19 protein-coding genes are annotated in these 21,636 nt (G+C 37.4%); 14 read left to right on the top strand and 5 right to left on the bottom strand.

What is annotated here, in order from left to right; all coding sequences use genetic code 11:
• Nucleotide 1 precedes the first annotated feature (1 nt).
• A complete protein-coding gene (locus acsn021_RS20260) occupies nt 2–982 on the top strand; it encodes an ABC transporter permease (protein WP_184095318.1) in 981 nt (326 codons plus the stop codon).
• A gap of 109 nt (nt 983–1,091) precedes the next feature.
• Here acsn021_RS20260 and acsn021_RS20255 read toward each other — a convergent pair whose 3' ends face one another.
• Nucleotides 1,092–1,634 carry a GNAT family N-acetyltransferase gene (locus acsn021_RS20255; RefSeq protein WP_184095316.1) on the bottom strand — a complete coding sequence of 181 codons (543 nt, stop codon included), beginning with the start codon at nt 1,632–1,634 and terminating at the stop codon, nt 1,092–1,094.
• A 304-nt stretch (nt 1,635–1,938) separates the two neighbouring features.
• Here acsn021_RS20255 and acsn021_RS20250 point away from each other — a divergent pair, with 304 nt between their 5' ends.
• Nucleotides 1,939–2,481 (top strand): DJ-1 family glyoxalase III, encoded by a 543-nt coding sequence (locus acsn021_RS20250; RefSeq protein ID WP_184095314.1) that lies wholly within the window; start codon nt 1,939–1,941, stop codon nt 2,479–2,481.
• Here acsn021_RS20250 and acsn021_RS20245 read toward each other — a convergent pair.
• Nucleotides 2,465–3,775 (bottom strand): alanine/glycine:cation symporter family protein, encoded by a 1,311-nt coding sequence (locus acsn021_RS20245; RefSeq protein WP_184095312.1) that lies wholly within the window; start codon nt 3,773–3,775, stop codon nt 2,465–2,467. The genes acsn021_RS20250 and acsn021_RS20245 overlap by 17 nt on opposite strands.
• A 367-nt stretch (nt 3,776–4,142) precedes the next feature.
• Here acsn021_RS20245 and acsn021_RS20240 point away from each other — a divergent pair, with 367 nt between their 5' ends.
• The 7 genes from acsn021_RS20240 to yihA all read left to right on the top strand — a co-directional run bounded on the left by acsn021_RS20240 (nt 4,143) and on the right by yihA (nt 12,869).
• On the top strand, nt 4,143–4,382 hold the full coding sequence (locus acsn021_RS20240) for an alpha/beta-type small acid-soluble spore protein (RefSeq protein ID WP_184095311.1): 240 nt from the start codon (nt 4,143–4,145) through the stop codon (nt 4,380–4,382).
• 368 nt (nt 4,383–4,750) lie between these two features.
• The gene (gene glmM / locus acsn021_RS20235; protein ID WP_184095309.1) at nt 4,751–6,097 is read left to right on the top strand and encodes a phosphoglucosamine mutase; all 1,347 of its coding nucleotides are present in this window, start codon (nt 4,751–4,753) and stop codon (nt 6,095–6,097) included.
• A 273-nt stretch (nt 6,098–6,370) separates the two neighbouring features.
• The gene (gene tig, locus acsn021_RS20230; protein WP_184095307.1) at nt 6,371–7,657 is read left to right on the top strand and encodes a trigger factor; all 1,287 of its coding nucleotides are present in this window, start codon (nt 6,371–6,373) and stop codon (nt 7,655–7,657) included.
• A gap of 18 nt (nt 7,658–7,675) precedes the next feature.
• Nucleotides 7,676–8,257 (top strand): ATP-dependent Clp endopeptidase proteolytic subunit ClpP, encoded by a 582-nt coding sequence (gene clpP, locus acsn021_RS20225; RefSeq protein ID WP_184095305.1) that lies wholly within the window; start codon nt 7,676–7,678, stop codon nt 8,255–8,257.
• 84 nt (nt 8,258–8,341) lie between these two features.
• Entirely contained in the window at nt 8,342–9,637 is a 1,296-nt protein-coding gene (gene clpX, locus acsn021_RS20220; protein WP_184095303.1) for an ATP-dependent Clp protease ATP-binding subunit ClpX, read from the top strand.
• A gap of 140 nt (nt 9,638–9,777) precedes the next feature.
• Nucleotides 9,778–12,102: an endopeptidase La gene (lon, locus tag acsn021_RS20215; protein ID WP_184095301.1), complete on the top strand. Its 2,325-nt coding sequence runs from the start codon at nt 9,778–9,780 to the stop codon at nt 12,100–12,102.
• 137 nt (nt 12,103–12,239) lie between these two features.
• Nucleotides 12,240–12,869: a ribosome biogenesis GTP-binding protein YihA/YsxC gene (gene yihA / locus acsn021_RS20210; protein WP_184095299.1), complete on the top strand. Its 630-nt coding sequence runs from the start codon at nt 12,240–12,242 to the stop codon at nt 12,867–12,869.
• A gap of 76 nt (nt 12,870–12,945) precedes the next feature.
• On the opposite strand, the gene acsn021_RS20205 is transcribed toward yihA, so the two are convergent.
• The 3 genes from acsn021_RS20205 to acsn021_RS20195 are packed head-to-tail and all read right to left on the bottom strand — an operon-like array spanning nt 12,946 to nt 15,615.
• Nucleotides 12,946–13,479, bottom strand: a complete 534-nt coding sequence (locus acsn021_RS20205; RefSeq protein ID WP_184095297.1) for a DUF4364 family protein — start codon at nt 13,477–13,479, stop codon at nt 12,946–12,948.
• Between the two features lie 13 nt (nt 13,480–13,492).
• The gene (locus acsn021_RS20200) at nt 13,493–14,470 is read right to left on the bottom strand and encodes a TIGR01212 family radical SAM protein (RefSeq protein WP_184095295.1); all 978 of its coding nucleotides are present in this window, start codon (nt 14,468–14,470) and stop codon (nt 13,493–13,495) included.
• Nucleotides 14,461–15,615 carry an NAD(P)-dependent malic enzyme gene (locus acsn021_RS20195; RefSeq protein WP_184095293.1) on the bottom strand — a complete coding sequence of 385 codons (1,155 nt, stop codon included), beginning with the start codon at nt 15,613–15,615 and terminating at the stop codon, nt 14,461–14,463. The genes acsn021_RS20200 and acsn021_RS20195 overlap by 10 nt, the downstream gene beginning before the upstream one ends.
• 333 nt (nt 15,616–15,948) lie before the next feature.
• Here acsn021_RS20195 and rho point away from each other — a divergent pair, with 333 nt between their 5' ends.
• The 5 genes from rho (at nt 15,949) to prfA (ending at nt 21,556) form a co-directional block, all read left to right on the top strand.
• The gene (gene rho, locus acsn021_RS20190) at nt 15,949–17,703 is read left to right on the top strand and encodes a transcription termination factor Rho (protein ID WP_184095291.1); all 1,755 of its coding nucleotides are present in this window, start codon (nt 15,949–15,951) and stop codon (nt 17,701–17,703) included.
• Nucleotides 17,704–17,817: 114 nt separating this feature from the next.
• Nucleotides 17,818–18,027, top strand: a complete 210-nt coding sequence (gene rpmE / locus acsn021_RS20185; protein WP_184095289.1) for a 50S ribosomal protein L31 — start codon at nt 17,818–17,820, stop codon at nt 18,025–18,027.
• 139 nt (nt 18,028–18,166) lie between these two features.
• Entirely contained in the window at nt 18,167–19,465 is a 1,299-nt protein-coding gene (locus tag acsn021_RS20180; RefSeq protein ID WP_184095287.1) for a DUF1385 domain-containing protein, read from the top strand.
• Nucleotides 19,466–19,473: 8 nt separating this feature from the next.
• Nucleotides 19,474–20,322 carry a peptide chain release factor N(5)-glutamine methyltransferase gene (gene prmC / locus acsn021_RS20175; protein ID WP_184095285.1) on the top strand — a complete coding sequence of 283 codons (849 nt, stop codon included), beginning with the start codon at nt 19,474–19,476 and terminating at the stop codon, nt 20,320–20,322.
• Nucleotides 20,323–20,482: 160 nt separating this feature from the next.
• Nucleotides 20,483–21,556, top strand: a complete 1,074-nt coding sequence (gene prfA, locus acsn021_RS20170) for a peptide chain release factor 1 (protein WP_184095283.1) — start codon at nt 20,483–20,485, stop codon at nt 21,554–21,556.
• Nucleotides 21,557–21,636 lie beyond the last annotated feature (80 nt).

Here is a 21,636-nt window from a genome sequence, read left to right as displayed (position 1 = left end):
TATGTCAATGTTGTTAACCTTTCTTCAGAATGCAATTGGACAGGGTATCAGTATACTTTTTGGTGCCTCCGGAGAAATACTGACGGAGAAATCAGGTAATCTAAATCTTGGCATACCTGGAATTATGTATATGGGTGGTATTGCCGGTCTGATGGCTGCTTTCTTTTATGAAAAAGTATCGGGGAATCCCAATGCTTTTGTTGGACTTGTAATCTCATTATTGGCATCACTTCTTGTGTCAGCCTTTGGAGGTCTTATATACAGCGTTCTTACTATAAGTCTAAGGGCAAATCAGAATGTTGTGGGTCTGGCCTTAACAACTTTTGGGGTGGGATTTGGTAATTTTTTCGGCGGTTCAATTTCAAAGCTTGCTGGTGGTGTAGGACAGATTTCGGTTAAGACAACAGCTTCTGCATACCGTGCAGTACTACCCGGTTTATCCAATATACCAGTTGTTGGTAAGTTACTATTCTCCTATGGATTTTTAACGTATCTATCAATAGTAACTGCAATTTTTCTTACCTACTTTTTAAAGCATACCAGAAAGGGTTTGAACCTGCGCTCCATTGGAGAAGACCCTTCAACAGCAGATGCAGCAGGTATTCATGTATCCAGATACAAATATATAGCTACAATTTCCGGTGCCGCAATAGCCGGTCTTGGCGGTTTATATTTTGTAATGGAATACCTTGGCGGAACTTGGACGAATAATGGCTTTGGTGATAGAGGGTGGCTTGCAATTGCATTAGTTATCCTTGCTTTATGGAAGCCGGTTAATGCTATCTGGGGTTCCTTTCTCTTTGGAGGACTTTATATCCTGTATATCTATATGCCCGGTTTAAACAGAGCAACTCAGGAATTATGCAAAATGCTGCCTTATGTAGTAACAATTATTGTATTAATATTTACTAGCAAGCGGAATAAGCACGAGAATCAGCCGCCGGCAAGTCTGGGGCAGGCATATTTCCGAGAAGAACGATAAATGTAGAAAAGGAAGTTACTTTATACCTGTGTATTAGATTTAGTAATAATACACAAGTATAAGGTAACTTCTCTTTTAAATAGAATGGGAAAAGTTTCGTATAATTAAATTAGTAGCTATTATTTTTTATCCACTCTTCTTTCAAGATAGCATAAGAATAGGAATCAAACCAATCCGGTTCACCGTTTGGCTTTGTCTTGAAATAAACATTTTGGAGAAACATGCCTTCCCGCCTTAATCGGAGACGCTCAAGCAATCTCCAGGAGGATACATTTTTAGTACTGCATCTGGCTATAATGCGTCTGGCACCCAAACAAGAAAAGGCATGGTTGATTAAAGCTGTTGCACTTTCCATAGCATAGCCTTGTTTTTGAAAGGTTCTATTAAATACATATCCTAATTCCCAAGTATCAAAGTCACCCCTATTAAAATATAAGTTACCGATGAGTTTTTGACTGTCTTTTAAGCAAACTGCAAAAAAGGAAGTATGGTCTATTCTACGGATAGCTTCTTCCATTGCTTGCTCTTGTGTATAAACCTCATAGGGTTCGAAATAGACTACTTCCGGGTCAGACAGGTATTCATATAAATCCTGCCAGTCAGTCTTAAGAAATCTTCTTATAATTAACCGTTCTGTTATTATATTCTCCATAGTTTTCATGTCCTAAATTAGAACCCCCTGCTCTATTAGATGTACTTTTAAATCTATTATATAATAATATAGAGAAATAGGGTATGGATAAAATACGTATATTTATTTTTTCGTGTTAACAAGAGAATAAAAAGCCCATGCCTTCAGGCATGGGATAAAGTCGTCGGAAACATAATATCAGCAGAGCTTAGGATAGGGCTGCTTTTATCCTCTTAAACATACAAAATGAGTATACCATGTTTACAAATAATAGTATATAATTCTTATAAGGTAACAGGACAAATTAAATTAAAGGAGTGATATCATGGTTTATTTATTTATGGCAGATGGTTTTGAGGAAATCGAAGGATTAACAGTGGTGGACTTATTACGCAGAGCGGATATTTCTATTAAAACCGTATCAATTACAGGCAGTCTTACCATAACAGGTGCTCATGCCATCAAAGTTGAGGCAGATACCCTATTTGAAAACGAAGATTTTAAAGATGCCAGTCTGCTGGTACTTCCGGGAGGAATGCCGGGAACAAAGCATCTCTTAGAGCATACTGGCTTAGTCAGCTTACTAAAGACTTTTAATGAGCAAGAAAAGAAATTGGCGGCAATCTGTGCGGCACCAAGCGTACTGGGAATTAATGGTATATTGAATGGTAAAAAGGCTACCTGCTATCCTGGTTTTGAAGACAAGCTATTGGGTGCTGTGACTACCGGTAACAAGGTAGAAGTGGCTTCTAACGTAACAACCAGTAGAGGACTAGGTACCGCAATTGATTTTTCACTGGAAATCATTTCGCAGTTAAAAGATAAAAAAACCGCAGATGCTATAGCAGCAGCTATTCTGTATGCTTAATCAGCCGATATAGCAGCCAGATGGATAATACATTGGGAAAAATCATAAAAGCATTGATTAAATCAGAAAGTTCCCATACAAAATCTAGTGACAGGATGGAACCGATAAAGATCATTACAATATAGCAGATTCGATAGGTTCCGATACCTTCTTTACCAAACAGATAGACTACCGCTTTTTCACCAAAATAAGACCAGCCGATTAAGGTGGCAAGTGCGAAAGCTACAATAGACAATCCCAAAATATAACCACCAAATGGAATTTGCTCAAAAGCTATGGTAGTAAGTTCAGAGGCAGAGGCGCCTTTTACGGATGCAGGATTTTTTAAAATATTTGAGACAATAACAATTCCTGTTACGCCGCACATAACAACCGTATCCCAAAAGGTTGCACTCATGGATACCAAGGCTTGGTTGTGGGGATTGTCAGTTTTGGCGCTGGCGGCAGCTATGGCAGCGGTGCCAATTCCTGCTTCATTGGAGAATAGACCTCTCGCTATACCATATCTGGCTGCTGTTTTTATGGTGCTGCCGATAAATCCGCCTGCCATTGCACTTGGTAAAAAGGCACTTTTAAAGATTAAAGCAATTGCCGGAACTATGTATTGGTGATTCATAACTATTAATATAATGCAAGCCAGAATATAGAAAAGTCCCATCGCTGGTACAAGCTTCATACAGATGTTACCGATGGATTGTATACCGCCTACAATAACCAGACCGGTAATCAAGGCAGTGAGGAATCCTATAATGTACGGGGAAAAACCCCATAGATGGGAGGTAGTATCGGTAATAGAATTAGATTGAGTAGAACAGCCGATTCCATAGGAGGCAACAAGGGTGAGAAAGCAATAGAGTACGGCTAAGGGCTTGGAATGAAGCCCTTTTTCTAACACATACATTGGGCCGCCGGAATAAGTACCGTCTTTTGCTTTTTGTCTAAAATAAATACCTAAATAGCACTCTGCGTAAGTTGTCGCCATACCAAGTACTCCGGTTAACCATATCCAAAGTATTGCGCCTGGACCGCCTAAAGCAACTGCTGTTGATACACCAATAATATTTCCGATGCCAAGTGTAGCTGCCAAGGTCGTTGTAAGGGCTCCGAAGCTGCTGGTTTCGCCATTGGGATCATCAGAGGATTTCGTAGAGAGACGTATTCCTTTGAAGACTTTTTTTTGTACAAATTTTAAACGGAATGTAAAAAAAAGATGAGTTGCTACCAATATAATTAACATCGGCCCATTCCAAAGTACACGATTCATATTTTTAATAATTTCTAATAGTTCGCCCATAAGAATCCTTGTCAGAGTAAGTTTATACAGTATATGTGAAGGCAGGTACAAATTATGAAAATATTTAAAACAGGCATTGGATTATTAATTAAATGAATTAAGGTTTTTTATTTAGTATTTATAGATAGAATCACACTTAAAAAAGAATAACTGCTTTTATTGAGAATGAGCAAGTTATGAAAAATGTTGATATACGGTAGGTTTCAAGTAAATTTTTTAAAAAAAGAACTTAAAATTAATAGTAAGTTCCACAACTTACCATAATAAAAATTCCCTCATCTGCTAACAATATTACTACGATAGATGATTCAAATGAAATCAACTGTCGAACACAATTATCTTACAAATATTTTCGGAGGTGAATTTTATGGCAAGTAACAACAATAGCGGTTCTAACAGAGTAGAAGTGCCACAGGCTAGAGAAGCACTTGACAGATTCAAAATGGAGGTTGCTTCTGAAATAGGAGTACCTTTAAAACAAGGTTACAATGGTGACTTAACTAGCTACCAGAATGGTTCTGTAGGTGGAGAAATGGTTAGACGTATGATCAAAAGACAGGAAGAAGCTATGTCTGGTCAGAGTTCTTCTACAGGTTCTTCTTTATAAGAAGCCTAACAAAAAAGGTAGTTTAAATTCTGCAACAGATGCTGCATAATTGATTCCTAAACTGACCTTAGAAAACATCATCTAATATATATGAGTAATCATTGCGTGCAAACTAATGACAGATATCATATATATGAGATGATGTTTTTGTTATGTACAGGACCAAAGAAAGGATTTCTGTCATAAGATAAAAAGGAATAAAGCAGATTGGTTTTTAATCTGATAATTGCCATGCAATTGGGAATTAGAATAAGTTGCGGTGATTTTCATCTTGTGTTACAATCGGTAATGTACGGTTAAAGCAAATTGCATGGACAGATAACTTAAATTACATATAGAAAGAATATGATTATTAAAGGAGTAATTAAATGGGTAAATATTTTGGAACAGATGGTTTCCGGGGAGAAGCAAATATTGATTTGACAGTAGAACATGCATATAAAGTCGGTAGATTTTTAGGGCACCATTATGGGAAAGATAAAAAGGCTAAAGTAGTAATTGGGAAAGATACCAGACGTTCCAGTTATATGTTTGAATACGCCCTGGTATCTGGTCTGACAGCCAGCGGAGCAGATGTGTATCTTCTTCATGTTACCAGTACACCAAGTGTTTCCTATGTTGTTAGAAGTGAAAGTTATGATTGCGGTATTATGATATCTGCAAGCCATAATCCTTATTATGATAATGGTATTAAAATCATAAATGGAAACGGTTATAAATTAGAAGCAGAGGTTGAAGCGTTAATTGAAAACTACATAGATGGTAAGGGAGAAGATATCCCATATGCAACCAGAGAAGGAATCGGTAAAACCACGGATTATATGATAGGAAGAAATCGTTATATTGGTTATCTAATATCTTTGGCAACCCGCTCCTTTAAAGAGGTTAAAGTTGCACTGGATTGTGCCAACGGTTCTGCCTCTACCATAGCCAAAGGAGTATTCGATGCTCTTGGTGCTAAAACCTATGTTATTCATAACGAGCCGAACGGAACAAATATCAATGAAGGCTGTGGATCAACCCATATGGAAAATTTGCAAAAATACGTACTGGAAAATGGCCTGGATGTTGGTTTTGCATATGATGGTGATGCAGATCGCTGTTTAGCTGTGGATGATAAGGGCAATATTATAGATGGTGACTTAATTCTTTACGTCTGCGGTTTATATATGAAAAATAGGGGAGAATTAAATAATAATACAGTAGTTACTACTATAATGTCCAATTTTGGCTTATATAAAGCCTTTGAAGAAAAAGGTATTGCTTATGAAAAAACAGCCGTAGGGGATAAATATGTATATGAGAATATGATGACTAACGGACATTCGATTGGTGGAGAACAATCAGGTCATATTATTTTCAGCAAACATGCTACAACCGGTGATGGAATTTTAACTTCTTTAAAAATCATGGAGGTTATTTTAGAGACAAAGATGAAGCTGTCAGAATTAGTTAAAGATGTATATATTTACCCTCAGCTATTAGTCAATGTAAAGGTTAAAGATAAAAAAGCAGCAAGAGAAGATAGTAAAGTAATGGAAGCTGTAGAAGCAGTAACCAAAGCTCTTTCTGAGGAAGGACGTATTTTGGTCAGGGAGAGTGGTACGGAACCTGTTATACGAGTTATGGTAGAAGCAAAGAGTAATGATGTTTGTAAAAAACATGTGGAATTTGTAATTGAGACTTTAAAACAACAAGGACATGTAAAAGATTAAAAGGAAGCCAGGCTGGTATAGGCTAAAAAAAGTATGGTATTTACAGAATACTTATGTTATAATATACTAATGTCATAACGTCAGACTGCGAAAGTTTTTTCACGGTCATGCCAGGACAGCAACTGGTGTACAGTCCTATATAATTGCGTCTAATAGCAGTTTATACAATAAAAGGCGCACACTGTAGGTAAATTATGCAGTGATTTTGATATACGATATAACAGGGTTCGTATCAGGGATATACGTTCACATATTTTAAGGAGGAAATTTTAAATGAGTTTACAAGTAGAGAAATTGGATAAGAATATGGTTAAGTTTACCATAGAAGCTACTGCAGAGGAGTTTGAAGCTGCATTAGAACAAGCCTATGTAAAAAATAGAGGTAAGATTAACGTACAGGGTTTTAGAAAAGGAAAAGCTCCTCGTGCCATTATTGAAAAAATGTATGGTGCAAGCATTTTTTACGAAGATGCAGCTAATATTGTAATTCCTGACGCTTATGAAAAAGCTGCTGATGAGAGTGATTTGGAAATTGTTTCCAGACCTGAAATTGATGTAGTACAGATGGAAAAAGGAAAATCTTTTATCTTTACTGCAGAAGTGGCTGTAAGACCTGAAATAACGCTGGGTGAGTACAAAGGAATAGAAGTTGAAAAAGCATCAGTAGAAGTAACGGATGAAGAAATCGTTGCTGAACTGGATAGAGTAAGAGACCAGAATTCCAGGATTATTAACGTGGAAGACAGAGCGGTTGCTGATAAAGATATGACAGTTATTGACTTTGAAGGTTTTGTTGATGGAGTTCCTTTTGAAGGTGGAAAATCCGAAGATTATTCTTTAACAATCGGTTCTCATTCCTTTATTGACACATTTGAAGAGCAGTTAATCGGAAAAAGCATTGATGAAGAAGTAGAAGTTAACGTAACTTTTCCTGAACAGTATCATGCACCTGAATTAGCTGGAAAACCTGCGCTTTTTAAAGTTAAGGTAAAAGAAATCAAGGCAAAAGAATTACCGGAATTAGACGATGAATTTGCACAGGATGTATCAGAATTTGATACCTTAGAAGAATACAAAGAAGACATTAAGAAGAATCTTATTGAAAGAAAAGAAAAAGAAGCAAAAAGAAATAAAGAAGATGCAGTTGTAGATAAAATTATAGAAAAAACTGAAATGGAAATTCCGGAAGCCATGATTGAAACACAGGTTAGACATATGGTAGATGAATTTGCGCAGAGAGTTCAATCACAAGGTTTGACTATGGAACAGTATATGCAGTTTACAGGAATGAATATAGAACAGTTATATGACCAGATGAGACCACAGGCTCTAAAAAGAATCCAGATTAGATTAGTTTTAGAAGCAATTGTTAAAGCTGAGAATATTACGGTTTCCGATGAAGAAGTAGAAAAAGAATTAACACAAATGGCTGAAAGCTACAAGATGGAATTAGATAAGTTAAAAGAATTACTTGGTGAAAAAGAGAAAGAGCAAATAATTATGGACATGGCTGTACAGAAAGCAGTAGATATTATTGGAGAAACAGCTGTTGAAGTGTAATGAAAAGGAGGATATACTATGAGTTTAGTACCTTATGTCATTGAACAGACCAGTCGTGGTGAAAGATCCTACGACATTTATTCCAGATTACTCAAGGAAAGAATAATTTTTTTAGGAGAAGAAGTTAGCGATGTCTCCGCAAGTGTAATTGTTGCCCAGTTATTATTCCTGGAATCAGAAGATCCTGGTAAAGATATTCATCTATACATTAATAGTCCTGGTGGTTCCGTAACTGCTGGTATGGCTATTTATGATACCATGAATTATATTAAATGTGATGTATCTACAATTTGTATCGGTATGGCAGCCAGTATGGGAGCCTTCCTGTTGGCAGGTGGTGCAAAAGGGAAAAGATTTGCACTTCCGAACGCAGAAGTAATGATTCACCAGCCATCTGGTGGTGCTAAAGGTCAGGCAACGGATATTAAGATTGTTGCAGAAAACATTTTAAAGACTAAAAAGAAATTGAATGAGATATTAGCTGCTAATACAGGTAAAACTCTTGATGTAATTGAAGTAGATACAGAAAGAGACCATTACATGAGTGCAGAAGAAGCAAAAGCCTACGGAATTATTGACAGCGTTATTGTAAGTAGATAAATTGACCAGATAAGCATAAATTAGTAACTTTGGGAGTATACTTAAAGTTTGGTTTATGGATAATAGAAGGGAGTTGATAAACGAGTGGCAAACAGATCCGATGACAGAAAACAATTAAGATGCTCTTTTTGCAATAAGACACAGGATCAGGTTAGAAAATTAATAGCGGGACCCGGTAATGTATATATTTGTGATGAGTGTATCGAAATCTGCTCTGAAATAGTAGAAGAAGAGTTCGATGAAAGAGTACAGGACACAGACATTAATCTGTTAAAACCTACAGAAATCAAAAATTTTTTAGATCAGTATGTAATTGGTCAGGATGATGCAAAAAAGGTGCTGTCTGTATCTGTGTACAATCACTATAAAAGAGTATTGGCCGGAAGAGACTTAGATGTAGAGCTGCAAAAGAGCAACCTGCTCATGGTAGGGCCTACCGGTTCCGGTAAAACCTTCTTGGCACAGACTTTGGCTAAGCTATTAAATGTTCCTTTTGCAATTGCAGATGCTACAGCGTTGACAGAAGCTGGTTATGTCGGTGAAGATGTGGAGAACATTCTTCTAAAATTGATACAAGCAGCAGAGTTTGATATCGAACGAGCGGAACATGGCATTATTTATATAGATGAGATTGATAAGATTACAAGAAAATCTGAAAATACATCCATTACCCGTGACGTTTCAGGTGAAGGTGTTCAGCAGGCACTGTTAAAAATCTTAGAAGGTACCACTGCTTCGGTACCTCCACAGGGCGGCAGAAAACATCCTCATCAGGAATTTATACAGATAGACACCACAAATATTTTATTTATATGTGGTGGTGCCTTCGACGGACTGGAGAAAATCGTTGAATCCCGAATTGGTCAAAAATCCATAGGATTTAATGCGCAGATAGCGGAAGGCAAGAAAGAAAACATAGGTCGTTTATTCCGACAGGCTATGCCTCAGGATTTTGTAAAATACGGTCTTATACCAGAATTTGTCGGACGTGTACCGGTAACTGTAGCTTTGGATTTATTAGATGAAGAAGCATTAGTACGTATTCTTACTGAACCTAAAAATGCCATCATAAAACAATATAAGAAATTATTTGAATTAGATGGTGTTGAATTGGATTTCGAGGATGAGGCAATAAAAGTAATAGCAAACCGCTCCCTTGAAAGAAAAACAGGTGCAAGAGGATTACGTGCCATCATGGAGTCTGTCATGATGGATTCTATGTACAAAGTCCCATCGGATACACAAATCTTGAAATGCATTATTACAAAAGATGCTGCTGAAGGGAATGCCCAGCCGATTTTAATTAGCTCAGAGGATAATCAGCCAAGAAAACCGATTTCTAAACGGGTACCGAAAAAAAATAGTAACGAAATTGCTTAAACATTTATTGACAAGGGGCTGTCTTAAAATACCTATCTGTTCCTAACTGACTTCTTAAGCCAAAATTGAAGTATTGGGAATACACAGGAATATTTTAAGGCGGTCTCTTGTTTTAACATGAGACTAACGTGGAGGTTAAAATGGGTGAATATAGTAGGAAAGTTCCTGTTGTAGCACTAAGAGGAATGGCGGTTCTTCCAGGCATGGTGATTCACTTTGACATAAATCGGAAGATATCCATGGAAGCAATTGAAAATGCCATGGAGAATGACCAGCTTGTGCTGCTTGTAACCCAAAAAGATCCTGAGACTGAAAAACCGGGAAAGCAGGATTTATATCAGATAGGAACCATAGCAGAAGTAAAACAGATTATAAAATTGCCGGGAAATGTGATAAGAGTATTAGTAAACGGAACAAAGAGAGCCAGGCTGGAAGATTTGATAGAAGAAGAATCTTATTTAGTTGGGGAAGTTGAAGTATTAAATGAAGAAATAGAAAACCAGTTATCAGAGGCGGAGAAAAAAGCAATGATTCGCGGCTTAAAAGATATACTGGAAGTGTATTTTATTGAGAATCCCAAAATCGGAAAAGAAGTTGCAAAACAACTTATGAAGCTTGAGGAAGTTCATGAATTAATTGATCAGATAGCAGTTAATGTACCACTTTCTTTAGAGGACAAGCAGGATATCATTGAAACGGTTGATTTAATTGAGCGTTATCAGACCATTACCGTAATATTAACGGAAGAAATAGATGTTATTCGTATCAAGAAGGATTTACAGGCCAAAGTTAAAGAGAAAGTTGATAAAAATCAAAAGGATTATATTCTGAGAGAACAGCTTAAGATTATTAGAGAAGAGCTTGGAGAAACCAATACCGCCACAGAAGCTGAAAATTATCTTGCTGCAGTTACAGAACTTACAGCAAAGGAAGATGTAAAAGAAAAAATCAGCAAGGAAATTGAACGTTTTAAGAATCTTTCCGGCAATTCTTCAGAAAGTGCTGTATCCAGAGGGTATATTGAGACTCTTTTGGCTCTGCCTTGGGATAAAGTAAGCACTGATAAAGCAGATGTAAATCATGCTGAGAAAATACTGAATGAAGACCATTATGGGCTGGATAAAGTAAAGGAGCGAATACTTGAGTTTCTTGCAGTTCGTGTATTGACACAAAAAGGTGATAGTCCAATTCTTTGCCTGGTGGGACCTCCCGGAACAGGAAAAACATCAATTGCCAGATCTGTGGCAAAGGCATTGAATAAAGAATACGTAAGAATCAGTCTTGGCGGCGTCAGGGATGAGGCTGAAATCCGTGGTCATAGAAGAACATATGTTGGAGCACTTCCTGGAAGAATTGCTACCGGTCTTAAAAATGCCGGTGTTAAAAATCCGTTAATGTTGCTGGATGAAATTGATAAAGTAAGCAGTGATTACAAAGGAGACATCTCCTCTGCCCTTTTAGAAGTTCTGGATGGAGAGCAGAATAGCAAATTTGTAGACCATTATGTAGAGATTCCGGTAGATCTATCCGAAATATTATTTATAGCGACTGCCAATTCAGTACAGACTATACCTAAGCCTTTACTGGACCGAATGGAACTAATTGAAGTAACCAGTTACACTGAAAATGAAAAACATCACATCGCAAAAAAACATCTGATACCAAAGCAGATACGAAAAAACGGATTGGAGCTTAAACAATTAGGCATATCAGATAAGGCATTACAAAGAATTATATCCGGCTACACAAAAGAAGCGGGTGTTCGTAATCTTGAGCGTAAAGTTGGCGAATTATGCCGCAAGGCAGCGAAAGAAATTGTAAGTGCTGATACCGCTAAAGTAAAAATAACTGATAAAAATCTGGAGAAATACTTAGGAAAAGAAAAGTACTCATTCCAGAGGGCAAATACAAAAGATGAAGTCGGTATTGTCAGAGGTCTTGCATGGACAAGCGTTGGTGGAGATACCCTTCAGATAGAAGTAAATGTAATGCCAGGCAAAGGAAAATTTGAGCTTACCGGACAACTTGGTGATGTTATGAAAGAGTCTGCAAGGGCAGGAATCAGTTTTATACGTTCTGTAAGCAGAAAGTATGGAATTGAGCCGGATTACTTTGATAAAAATGATATCCATATTCATATACCCGAAGGAGCAGTACCCAAAGATGGTCCTTCCGCAGGTATTACTATGGCGACAGCAATGCTGTCAGCAATAACCGACCAGCCGGTTCGGGCAGATGTAGCTATGACAGGAGAAATCACCCTGCGGGGCAGAGTGCTTCCGATTGGTGGTCTTAAAGAAAAGATATTAGCTGCTAAGACTGCAAAAATAAAATTGGTTCTTGTTCCGAAACAGAATAAAAAAGATGTTGAAGAAATTGCGGCTGAAATTCTGGAAGGTATTGAAGTAAAATTTATGGATACCATGGAAGAGGTACTGGAGGAAGCGTTAGTTCAAAAAGCTTAGATTTAACTTCAGGGAAAATCAATAGGGAAAAGAGTGAAAGAAATAGAATAAGAAAGGCTGCCACAATAGGTACTTTCACTCTTTTTTATTTGTGGCAGTATCGCAGGCTAAACCTGCGATATGCAATGGGTGTAAATATGCATGTAAAAAGTGTCAACTTGGAGACAGTCTGCGGTATTACCAGTACTTTACCGGAAAATGATAAAATTGAAATTGCTTTTGCAGGAAAATCCAATGTAGGTAAATCATCACTTATCAACGCCCTGATGAACCGTAAAGCTTATGCAAGGACATCCGCCCAGCCGGGAAAAACCCAGACAATCAATTTTTATAATATCAATGAAGAATTGTATTTTGTAGATCTTCCCGGGTATGGATATGCTAAGGTTTCAGAAGAAATCAAGGCCAAATGGGGGACAATGATTGAGCGTTACTTAAAATCCTCCAAGCAGTTAAAACTAATATTTTTGCTTATAGATATTCGCCATGAACCATCTGCTAATGATAGGCATATGTATGAGTGGATACTCTATCAGGGATATCAACCAGTTATAATTGCAACAAAGCTGGATAAAATCAACCGAAGTCAGAAAGAGAAACATCTTAAGATGTTAAGAAAAGGGTTGAATGCAGACGGAAAAACAAGTATTCTTCCATTTTCTGCTTTAAGCAAGCAAGGCAGAGATGAAATCTGGGAATATATTGAGGGCATTATGGAAAGTAGTAAGGATTTAGATTCAGAGCTGGAACCTGAGGATATAAAATAAAAATACCGTAATGGCAAGAATGAAAGGCTCTTGTCATTACGGTATTTTGACTATTAATAACGTTTTGGGCACTACATTATTCTTCATCCTCTTCCTTGAGCAGACTGCTAAGTACATAAGCATAAACCTGCTGGCTTTTATTTCGCCAGTTATGGGATATCCTTGATGCATCTTCTTCAGTAGGGACTGTGATATTAACTTCAATAATAGAGGCATCCTTTTCCATTACTTTTAGATTTACTATATATTCACCCTTCTTTGTTTCAAAATATTCAGAAAGAGTAGATACTTCATCACGAAGAGAATAGCGGTTTTTTCTGAGATATTCATGGATATCCGCCTGAATAGCAGGAGATATCATATATTCAAAAAATGATAGGGTCTCTCGTCCGGAGTCGGTAATACGATAATGTGAACTATGTCCGACAGATTCCATGGTAATAAAATCAGTTTCAATCAATTCTGCAATGGATTGCTGTATGTTAAAATAATTAGTATAGTCCTTTTCCAGAATAAAATTAGAAATTTGAGCATTGGTCAACGGAAAATCTACTTTATCCAAAAGAAATAAGATTATTAATTTATATAAGGTAAAAGCATCTGATTGCATAAGACAGCTCCTTTCATAAATTAGATTTGTTAGTTGTCTCAAGTTTCTTACCCTGCCAGGTCTTTCTATTTTTAAATTCTTTGTGAATTAAATTTAGAACAGCCTTTTTATTGCTGCTCCATAGGGGAGCCAATAGCAGGTTCTTAGGTCCATCTCCGGTAATTCGATGAATTACCATATCCTTTGGAAGGTTTTCAATGCAGCGGATTAATAGGTCTGCATATTCCTCCATGGTATAGACAGAGGGGTTGTAAACGGCCAAATCGGTGTTCTTTAGAATATGCAAAAGCTGTAATTTAACACCCTGTATGGGAAGTGATGCCACATAAGATACTGATTCTAATATATCGGAGGTACTCTCACCGGGAAGTCCTAATATTAAATGAACAATGGTGATTATGCTTCTTTTCTGCAAGTTGTTAACGGCTTCTTCAAAAACGGGTAAAGAATAACCTCTCCTGATAAACCTGGCTGTTTTTTCGTGACAGCTTTGCAGTCCAAGTTCAATCCATACGGGCTTTCTTTCATTTAATGCTGCCAACAGATTAAGTATATCTTCATTAAGACAATCAGGTCTGGTAGCAATCGATAGTATTGCAATGTCAGGGTGATTTATAGCTTCTGTAAATATTTTTTCCAAATAAGCCAAATCTCCATAGGTATTCGTAAAGGCTTGAAAGTATGCAATATAATTACTTGCTGGGGAAAGAGAACCTGCAACTGTAACATCTTTAGGAGGTTTTAATTTGGAGTCAACCTTTTTCTTAGCCGCCTCAATTTGCGCAGTGATGGATAGGGTAGAAGAGGATGAAAAATCCCCTGAACCTCCTTCACTGCAGAAGATACAGCCACGTGTTCCTAAGGTTCCGTCACGATTAGGACAGGTCAGTCCTGCATTTAAAGATAGCTTGTATAGTTTTTTTCCGTAGGTTTGTTTTATATAGTAATCCAGGGAATAATATGGCTTTTCCCCCCATTGAATTAAGGACATATATGAGCCTTTACTGCATTGCTAACGGCTTCACATACTCTTGGATCAAAGGGCTGAGGTAAGATATTATCGGCATTCAGTTCCGTTTCAGGCACCAAAGCAGCAATTGCCAGTGCAGCGGCCAGTTTCATATCTTCAGTAATCTGAACCGCACGTCCTTCCAGTGCTCCTTTAAATATACCAGGGAAAGCGATTACATTATTGACCTGGTTAGGGAAATCGGAGCGTCCCGTTCCAACGATTTTAGCTCCGGCAGCCTTTGCTAGTTCTGGCATAATTTCAGGAACCGGATTTGCCATGGCAAACAAAATAGCATCTTTATTCATAGAAGCTACCATATCTTGCGTTACAATACCTGGTGCTGAAACACCAATGAAGATATCAGCGTTTTTTAGTGCATCAGAAAGTGAACCTTCATTATGGCTTAAATTAGTGACTTCTGTCATTTTCTGCTGCATCCAGTTCAGTCCTTCTGAGGAAGGCGTAAGGATACCGATTCTATCGCAAAGAGTAAGGTGTTTAAATCCATAGGATAATAACAATTTACCGATAGCAATACCGGCAGACCCGGCACCATTAATCACAACCCGGCTATCTTCTTTTGTTTTGCCGGTAACTTTAAGGGCGTTGATGATTCCAGCCAGGACAACAATAGCAGTTCCATGCTGGTCGTCATGAAAAACTGGTATATTTAAGAGTCCTTTTAGACGCTCTTCTATTTCGAAACAACGGGGGGCAGAGATATCTTCTAGATTAATTCCGCCAAAGGCAGGCGCTATATTTACAATTGTCTTAATTATTTCCTCGGTATCCTGGGTATCCAGACAGATTGGAAATGCATTCATCCCACCAAATTCTTTAAATAAAACCGCTTTTCCTTCCATAACAGGCATTGCGGCATAGGGACCGATATTACCAAGACCAAGAACTGCACTGCCATCAGAGATGACGGCTACAGTATTTGCCTTTAATGTATATTTGTATGCCGCTTCCGTATCGTCAGCGATTGCTTTGCAGGGTTCTGCTACACCCGGGGTATATGCCAGAGCCAGGTCTTCTCTGGTTTTTACGGTACATTTCGATACGGTTTCTATTTTACCGTTCCACGATCCATGCAGCATTAATGCCTTTTCACTGTTAGTCATATCATTTCCGCCTTATCTTTATTTTACGAATCTAAAACTAAAAATATCATATCACTTAAAAGATTGTAAATCAAGCCTAATCTACCCTCCAAAAAAGGTGTTAAATCTTGAAATATAAGTAATTTCTAAAGCTTTCTTTGTGTAAAAAGTCCATAAAAATTGGTTTGTTTTGCAAAAATTTAAAAAAAAGCTTTTTTTTCCACTGCTTTAGGTGTATAATTGAAAGCAGTAACATATTTTGGGTAGCAAATTCATAAGAACTGTCTAGATCATGTCGAAATCCATTCCCATTGAAACCAAAATAATTTTATACTTGTAAAGGAGCAAGAATACATGGAAGCACAGTATAGTGAGATGTCCTTAACAGAGCTTAGGACGTTGGCAAAAAATAGAGGGATAAAAGGTATTACTGCATTAAGAAAGCAAGAGCTGATTGATGCCTTAATACGGTATGAACCAACGGATGGCAAGACTGAGGTGGATTCCAGAAATGCAGACAGGGACGAGGAACAGAACCCAGGAGCTGAAATATCAAAGATGGATGAAACTAAAAGTAAAACGGAAAATACTAAAAATAAAATGGATGAAGTGAAAGCATCCTCTTATAAATCAAGAAAAACAGATACCGAATCTAAAAAGTCATGGTCTGCGCCTCAGGAAAATGAGAAGAAAATTAATTTTAATCACGCAGAATCAGACGCAAAAAGAAACGGTGGTAATGCTTTAAATGATACAGACTTTAAACGAACGGGCATGAACCAATCTGATACAGAGTATAGAAAAAACGTAGGTAACTCGACGGACACAGAAAATAAAAGACCTTACAGCCAACCAGACAGTGAGACAAGAAAGCCAATCGGTTACGGACAGGAACCGGATTATAGAAAAATGACAACAAATACATCAGATGGGGATGTAAGAAGGAACTCGGTTGCTTCATCAGAGACAGAACAGCTAGACAGCGGCGAAACGAAAGAAGGCATTTTAGAGGTTATGCCCGATGGCTATGGTTTTATCCGATGTGATAATTATTTGCCGGGAGAAAATGACGTATATGTTTCACCAGCTCAAATCAGAAGGTTTGGATTAAAAACTGGTGATATAGTTGTTGGTAATACCAGAATAAGAAATCAGGGCGAAAAATTCAGTGCCCTTCTGTATGTGAAAAGCGTAAACGGTTTTCATCCTTCGGAAGCTCAAAGACGTAAGAAATTTGAGGATCTGACACCTGTATTCCCTAATGAAAGAATTCATTTAGAAACGGTAGGTTCTAATGTCTCCATGCGTATGGTTGACTTGATATCTCCTATCGGTAAAGGTCAAAGAGGTATGATTGTATCGCCTCCAAAGACCGGTAAAACTACATTAGTAAAGCAGATAGCCAAGGCAATCACTAAGAATCATCCTGACTTCAATCTTATTATTCTTTTAATTGATGAGCGTCCGGAGGAAGTAACCGATATAAAAGAATTCATAGAAGGAAAAAATGTAGAGGTTATTTACTCCACTTTTGATGAACTTCCGGAAAACCATAAAAGAGTATCAGAGATGGTAATTGAACGGGCAAAACGCCTTGTAGAACATAAAAAGGACGTAGTAATCCTTTTAGACAGTATTACAAGACTAGCAAGGGCATATAACCTGACCGTACAGGCCAGTGGAAGAACCTTATCAGGCGGTCTTGATCCTGCGGCACTTCATATGCCAAAGAGATTTTTTGGTGCTGCCAGAAACATGCGTGAAGGAGGCAGTTTGACTATTCTTGCTACTGCATTGGTAGATACAGGCAGCAGAATGGATGATGTTGTCTTTGAGGAATTTAAAGGAACCGGCAACATGGAATTAGTTCTGGACAGAAATCTATCTGAAAAGAGAATATTCCCTGCACTTGACCTTACAAAGTCCAGTACCCGAAGAGATGATTTACTATTAAACCAAAGTGAAATGGAAGCCACGTATTTAATGAGAAAGGCTTTTAACAGTATGAAATCAGATGATGCAGTAGAGCGGATTATCGATATGTTTTTAAAGACTAAGACAAATGCAGAATTTATTGATACTATTAAAAAGACGAAAATTGTATTTTAGGTCTTGCATTAGATTTAAACCTATGCTATAATTAAAAAGCTGTTTATAGAGATGATACTAGATTGACTTCGGTCAACTTTAAAAAAATACGTTAGTTTGTAAAGAGGTGAAAGCATGAAAGAAGGAATACATCCTAATTATTATCAAGCAAAAGTAGTTTGCAACTGTGGTAACGAATTTGTTACAGGTTCAACAAAGAATGATATCCACGTAGAAATTTGTTCTAAGTGCCATTCATTTTACACTGGACAGCAAAAGGCTGCTGCCGCTCGTGGAGCTATTGATAAATTCAATCGTAGATATGGCATTAGTCAAGAACAATAGAATGACGGAAACATATCGTATGTTAAAAATCAGGTTGAGGTTTCATAATCTCAGCCTATTTTTACATCATAATAAATTAAATAATTAGAATCTTTGTTTAGATAAATTATCTGCTAACGAAAGAGAGGATGTGCGGTATATGAAACCATCAGGCATTGGCGGCCAGGCTGTAATTGAAGGTGTAATGATGAAAAATAAAGATGATTACGCCGTTGCTGTCAGAAAATCGAATGGCGAGATTGTGGTAGAGAAAACTACTTTTACTAGTATCGCCGGGAAATATACCTTCTTTAAGCTGCCTATTATAAGAGGAATGCTTGCTTTTGTAGAATCTATGATGATTGGTACAAGAACCCTGAACTTTTCAGCCAGTTTATTTGAAGACGAGGAAGAAAAAGAACCGTCAAAAGTTGATGCGGCTTTATCTAAAGTATTTAAAGGTAAAACTGAAAGTATCGTGATGGGGCTTACAATGATTGTTGCAGTATTAATTGCAGTAGGAATTTTTATAATATTACCCACTTATGTGGCTGGTTTACTGGGAAGACGGATAGAATCAGATGCATTGCTTGCTCTGGTAGAAGGTTGTATCCGTATTGTTCTATTTATCTTATACGTTCTTGCAATATCACAGGCTAAAGATATTAAAAGGGTATTTATGTACCATGGAGCAGAACATAAAACCATCAACTGTTTGGAACAGGGATTTGAATTAACAGTAGAAAATGTAAAATGGCAATCAAGACAACACAAAAGATGTGGAACCAGCTTTATGTTTCTGGTTATGTTTATCAGTATTCTATTTTTCATATTTATACGTGTAGACCACCAGTGGATTAGATATCTTGTGAGAATACTTTTAGTGCCGGTTATTGCCGGCGTATCCTATGAGTTTATTAGACTGGCAGGACGGAATAATTCTATAGTCGTAAATATTTTAAGTCAACCAGGAATGTGGCTGCAGGGGTTAACCACCAGAGAACCGGATGATGAAATGATAGAAGTTGCCATAAAGTCCGTTGAGGCAGTGTTTGATTGGAAAGGTTTTATTGACCCAGACAAGAGCAGAGGAAAAGGCACTCGTAAGAATAAGAAAAATTCAAAAGATTCAAACGTAAAACAAACAGCTGGTCAGATAAAATCAGTTGAAAATATGACGAGTAGTAAGAACATAGAAAATGAGGATAAAGTCGTAGTAACAGAGAATACGCAATCTAATAAACCGTTAGAATCTTCAAAATCTAAAAAGAAACAAGGAAAAAATAACAAAAAACAATATTTGGTAAAAGAACAAGAAATTACCCATCAGGAAATAGCAGCGGCATCTGAGTTCATTAGCAGGGAAGATAACTCTTTGTTAGATGAGGAAGACGATGAAATTTTAAGAGCTTTGGATCATTATTTAGATAGTGATGGGGTAACAAAAAATAAGGATTGATATAAAAGATGACATTGGATATAGCCTTAAAGCAAGGTATCTCATTGCTTAAAAAACATAATATTGAAGATTCGGAACTGAATGGGTGGTATCTAATGGAATATTGTTTTCATATAACCCGTGTAGAGTATCTGTTAAATTCCAGGCAGCCAATTAGTGATGATGAGTATGCAGCATATCTCAAACTGATACAAAAGCGTGCCAGACATATTCCTTTACAGCACATAACCGGTGTGCAGGAATTTATGGGTCTCTCTTTTCAGGTTAATGAAGCAGTCCTTATCCCCAGACAAGATACTGAAGTACTGGTTGAAGAAGTTTTAAAGGTATCAAAAGGAAAGTCCATATTAGATTTATGTACTGGTTCAGGTTGTATTATTATAAGTCTGGATAAACTTGGTGGTATCAAAAGCGGGGTTGGTGTAGATATTTCTGAGGAAGCTTTAGCAGTGGCAAGGCAAAACGGTGAGGATCTAAATTCCGGAGTGACATTCCTGCAAAGTGACTTGTATCATGATATTCATGATACCTTTGATATAATAGTGTCAAATCCCCCTTATATTCCTACCAGGGAAATTGAGTCCTTAATGGAAGAAGTTAGAGTGTATGACCCTATGCTGGCACTAGATGGTAAAGCGGATGGTTTGTATTTTTATCGTAAGATTGCACAGCGATTAAAAGAATTTTTAAATCCCGGCGGTTTTGTCTTCTTTGAAATAGGCCATGACCAGGGAGAAACTGTTTCAGAAATCCTAAAAGAGACGGGTATTATTGATATTAAAGTTAGTAAAGATTTGGCGGGGCTTGACAGAATTGTATCCGGTAGATATAAAATAGATGAGGAACCTTTTACTTAGCGGCCTTAGGTTCGTAATGGTTATAAGGTTGAATAAAAGATATTCAACCCCCTTGATTGGTAGGCGACCAAAGGGCGTAACCAAGAGTCGCAGACGGGAGCCTAAAATGAAAAGATAATCTTTTGCCTTTACTAGGCTGTTGTGAATGGAGGAACTTTAGATGTTTGATAAATTAGAAGATCTATTAATAAGATTTGAAGAAATTCTGGAAGAGCTAAACGACCCGCATGTTATAAATGACCAGAATCGTTTTCGTAAATTAATGAAAGAACAAAATGACTTATCAGCTATTGTTGATAAGTACAAAGAATACAAGGATGCAAAACAAGGTATTGAAGACAGCCTTACCATGCTGGAAGAAGAAAGTGATGAAGAATTAAGAGAGCTGGCTAAGGAAGAGTTAAATGAATGTAAGCAGAGTTTAGTAACCATAGAAAATGATTTAAAAATTTTACTATTACCTAAGGATCCTAATGATGATAAAAATGTAATTATCGAAATCAGAGGTGGTGCAGGTGGTGATGAAGCGGCACTATTTGCGGCGGAATTATTTCGTATGTACAGTAAATACGCAGAAAGTCAACGCTGGAAAATTGATATGATGAATATCAATGAAAATGGTCTTGGTGGTTTTAAAGAAGTTATCTTTATGATAAATGGAAAAGGTGCTTATTCCAAGATGAAATACGAAAGTGGTGTACACCGTGTACAGAGAATCCCTGTTACAGAATCCGGTGGGCGTATCCACACCTCTACTACAACGGTGGCAATTATGCCGGAAGCTGAAGAAGTGGACGTTGAATTAGATTTAAATGATTGTAAGTTCGATGTATTCCGTTCTTCCGGTAATGGTGGACAGTGCGTTAATACAACAGACTCTGCGGTTCGTTTAACGCATATACCTACTGGTATTGTTATTTCCTGCCAGGATGAAAAATCCCAGCTAAAGAACAGGGATAAGGCGTTAAAGGTACTGCGTTCCAAGCTATATGAATTAGAGCTTGAAAAGGCGCATAGTGCTGAAGCAGAGGCAAGAAAAAGCCAGGTAGGAACCGGAGATCGTTCTGAAAAAATCAGAACTTATAATTTTCCACAGGGAAGGGTAACCGATCATAGAATCAAATTGACTCTTCATAGACTGGATTCTATATTAGATGGTGACTTGCAAGAAGTCATCGACAGCCTAATTGCAGCCGATCAGGCCGCAAAGCTGGCAAATATGAACGAACAATAAGCCTGGTCGGCTTGACTTGGCAGCAAAGTTGGCAAACATGAATAATGAGGCAATCAAATCGGTCTACAATGTATAAATGT

The organism is Anaerocolumna cellulosilytica (assembly GCF_014218335.1).
Classification (GTDB): Bacteria; Bacillota; Clostridia; order Lachnospirales; family Lachnospiraceae; genus Anaerocolumna; species Anaerocolumna cellulosilytica.
This window is presented reverse-complemented; position numbering and strand designations above follow the sequence as displayed.

Coding starts and splice junctions, on each gene's coding strand:
- acsn021_RS20260 (WP_184095318.1), top strand. CDS start 2: ATGTCAATGTTGTTAACCTTTCTTCAGAATGCAATTGGACAGGGTATC.
- acsn021_RS20255 (WP_184095316.1), bottom strand. CDS start 1,634: ATGGAGAATATAATAACAGAACGGTTAATTATAAGAAGATTTCTTAAG.
- acsn021_RS20250 (WP_184095314.1), top strand. CDS start 1,939: ATGGTTTATTTATTTATGGCAGATGGTTTTGAGGAAATCGAAGGATTA.
- acsn021_RS20245 (WP_184095312.1), bottom strand. CDS start 3,775: ATGGGCGAACTATTAGAAATTATTAAAAATATGAATCGTGTACTTTGG.
- acsn021_RS20240 (WP_184095311.1), top strand. CDS start 4,143: ATGGCAAGTAACAACAATAGCGGTTCTAACAGAGTAGAAGTGCCACAG.
- glmM (WP_184095309.1), top strand. CDS start 4,751: ATGGGTAAATATTTTGGAACAGATGGTTTCCGGGGAGAAGCAAATATT.
- tig (WP_184095307.1), top strand. CDS start 6,371: ATGAGTTTACAAGTAGAGAAATTGGATAAGAATATGGTTAAGTTTACC.
- clpP (WP_184095305.1), top strand. CDS start 7,676: ATGAGTTTAGTACCTTATGTCATTGAACAGACCAGTCGTGGTGAAAGA.
- lon (WP_184095301.1), top strand. CDS start 9,778: ATGGGTGAATATAGTAGGAAAGTTCCTGTTGTAGCACTAAGAGGAATG.
- yihA (WP_184095299.1), top strand. CDS start 12,240: ATGCATGTAAAAAGTGTCAACTTGGAGACAGTCTGCGGTATTACCAGT.
- acsn021_RS20205 (WP_184095297.1), bottom strand. CDS start 13,479: ATGCAATCAGATGCTTTTACCTTATATAAATTAATAATCTTATTTCTT.
- acsn021_RS20200 (WP_184095295.1), bottom strand. CDS start 14,470: ATGTCCTTAATTCAATGGGGGGAAAAGCCATATTATTCCCTGGATTAC.
- acsn021_RS20195 (WP_184095293.1), bottom strand. CDS start 15,615: ATGACTAACAGTGAAAAGGCATTAATGCTGCATGGATCGTGGAACGGT.
- rho (WP_184095291.1), top strand. CDS start 15,949: ATGGAAGCACAGTATAGTGAGATGTCCTTAACAGAGCTTAGGACGTTG.
- rpmE (WP_184095289.1), top strand. CDS start 17,818: ATGAAAGAAGGAATACATCCTAATTATTATCAAGCAAAAGTAGTTTGC.
- acsn021_RS20180 (WP_184095287.1), top strand. CDS start 18,167: ATGAAACCATCAGGCATTGGCGGCCAGGCTGTAATTGAAGGTGTAATG.
- prmC (WP_184095285.1), top strand. CDS start 19,474: ATGACATTGGATATAGCCTTAAAGCAAGGTATCTCATTGCTTAAAAAA.
- prfA (WP_184095283.1), top strand. CDS start 20,483: ATGTTTGATAAATTAGAAGATCTATTAATAAGATTTGAAGAAATTCTG.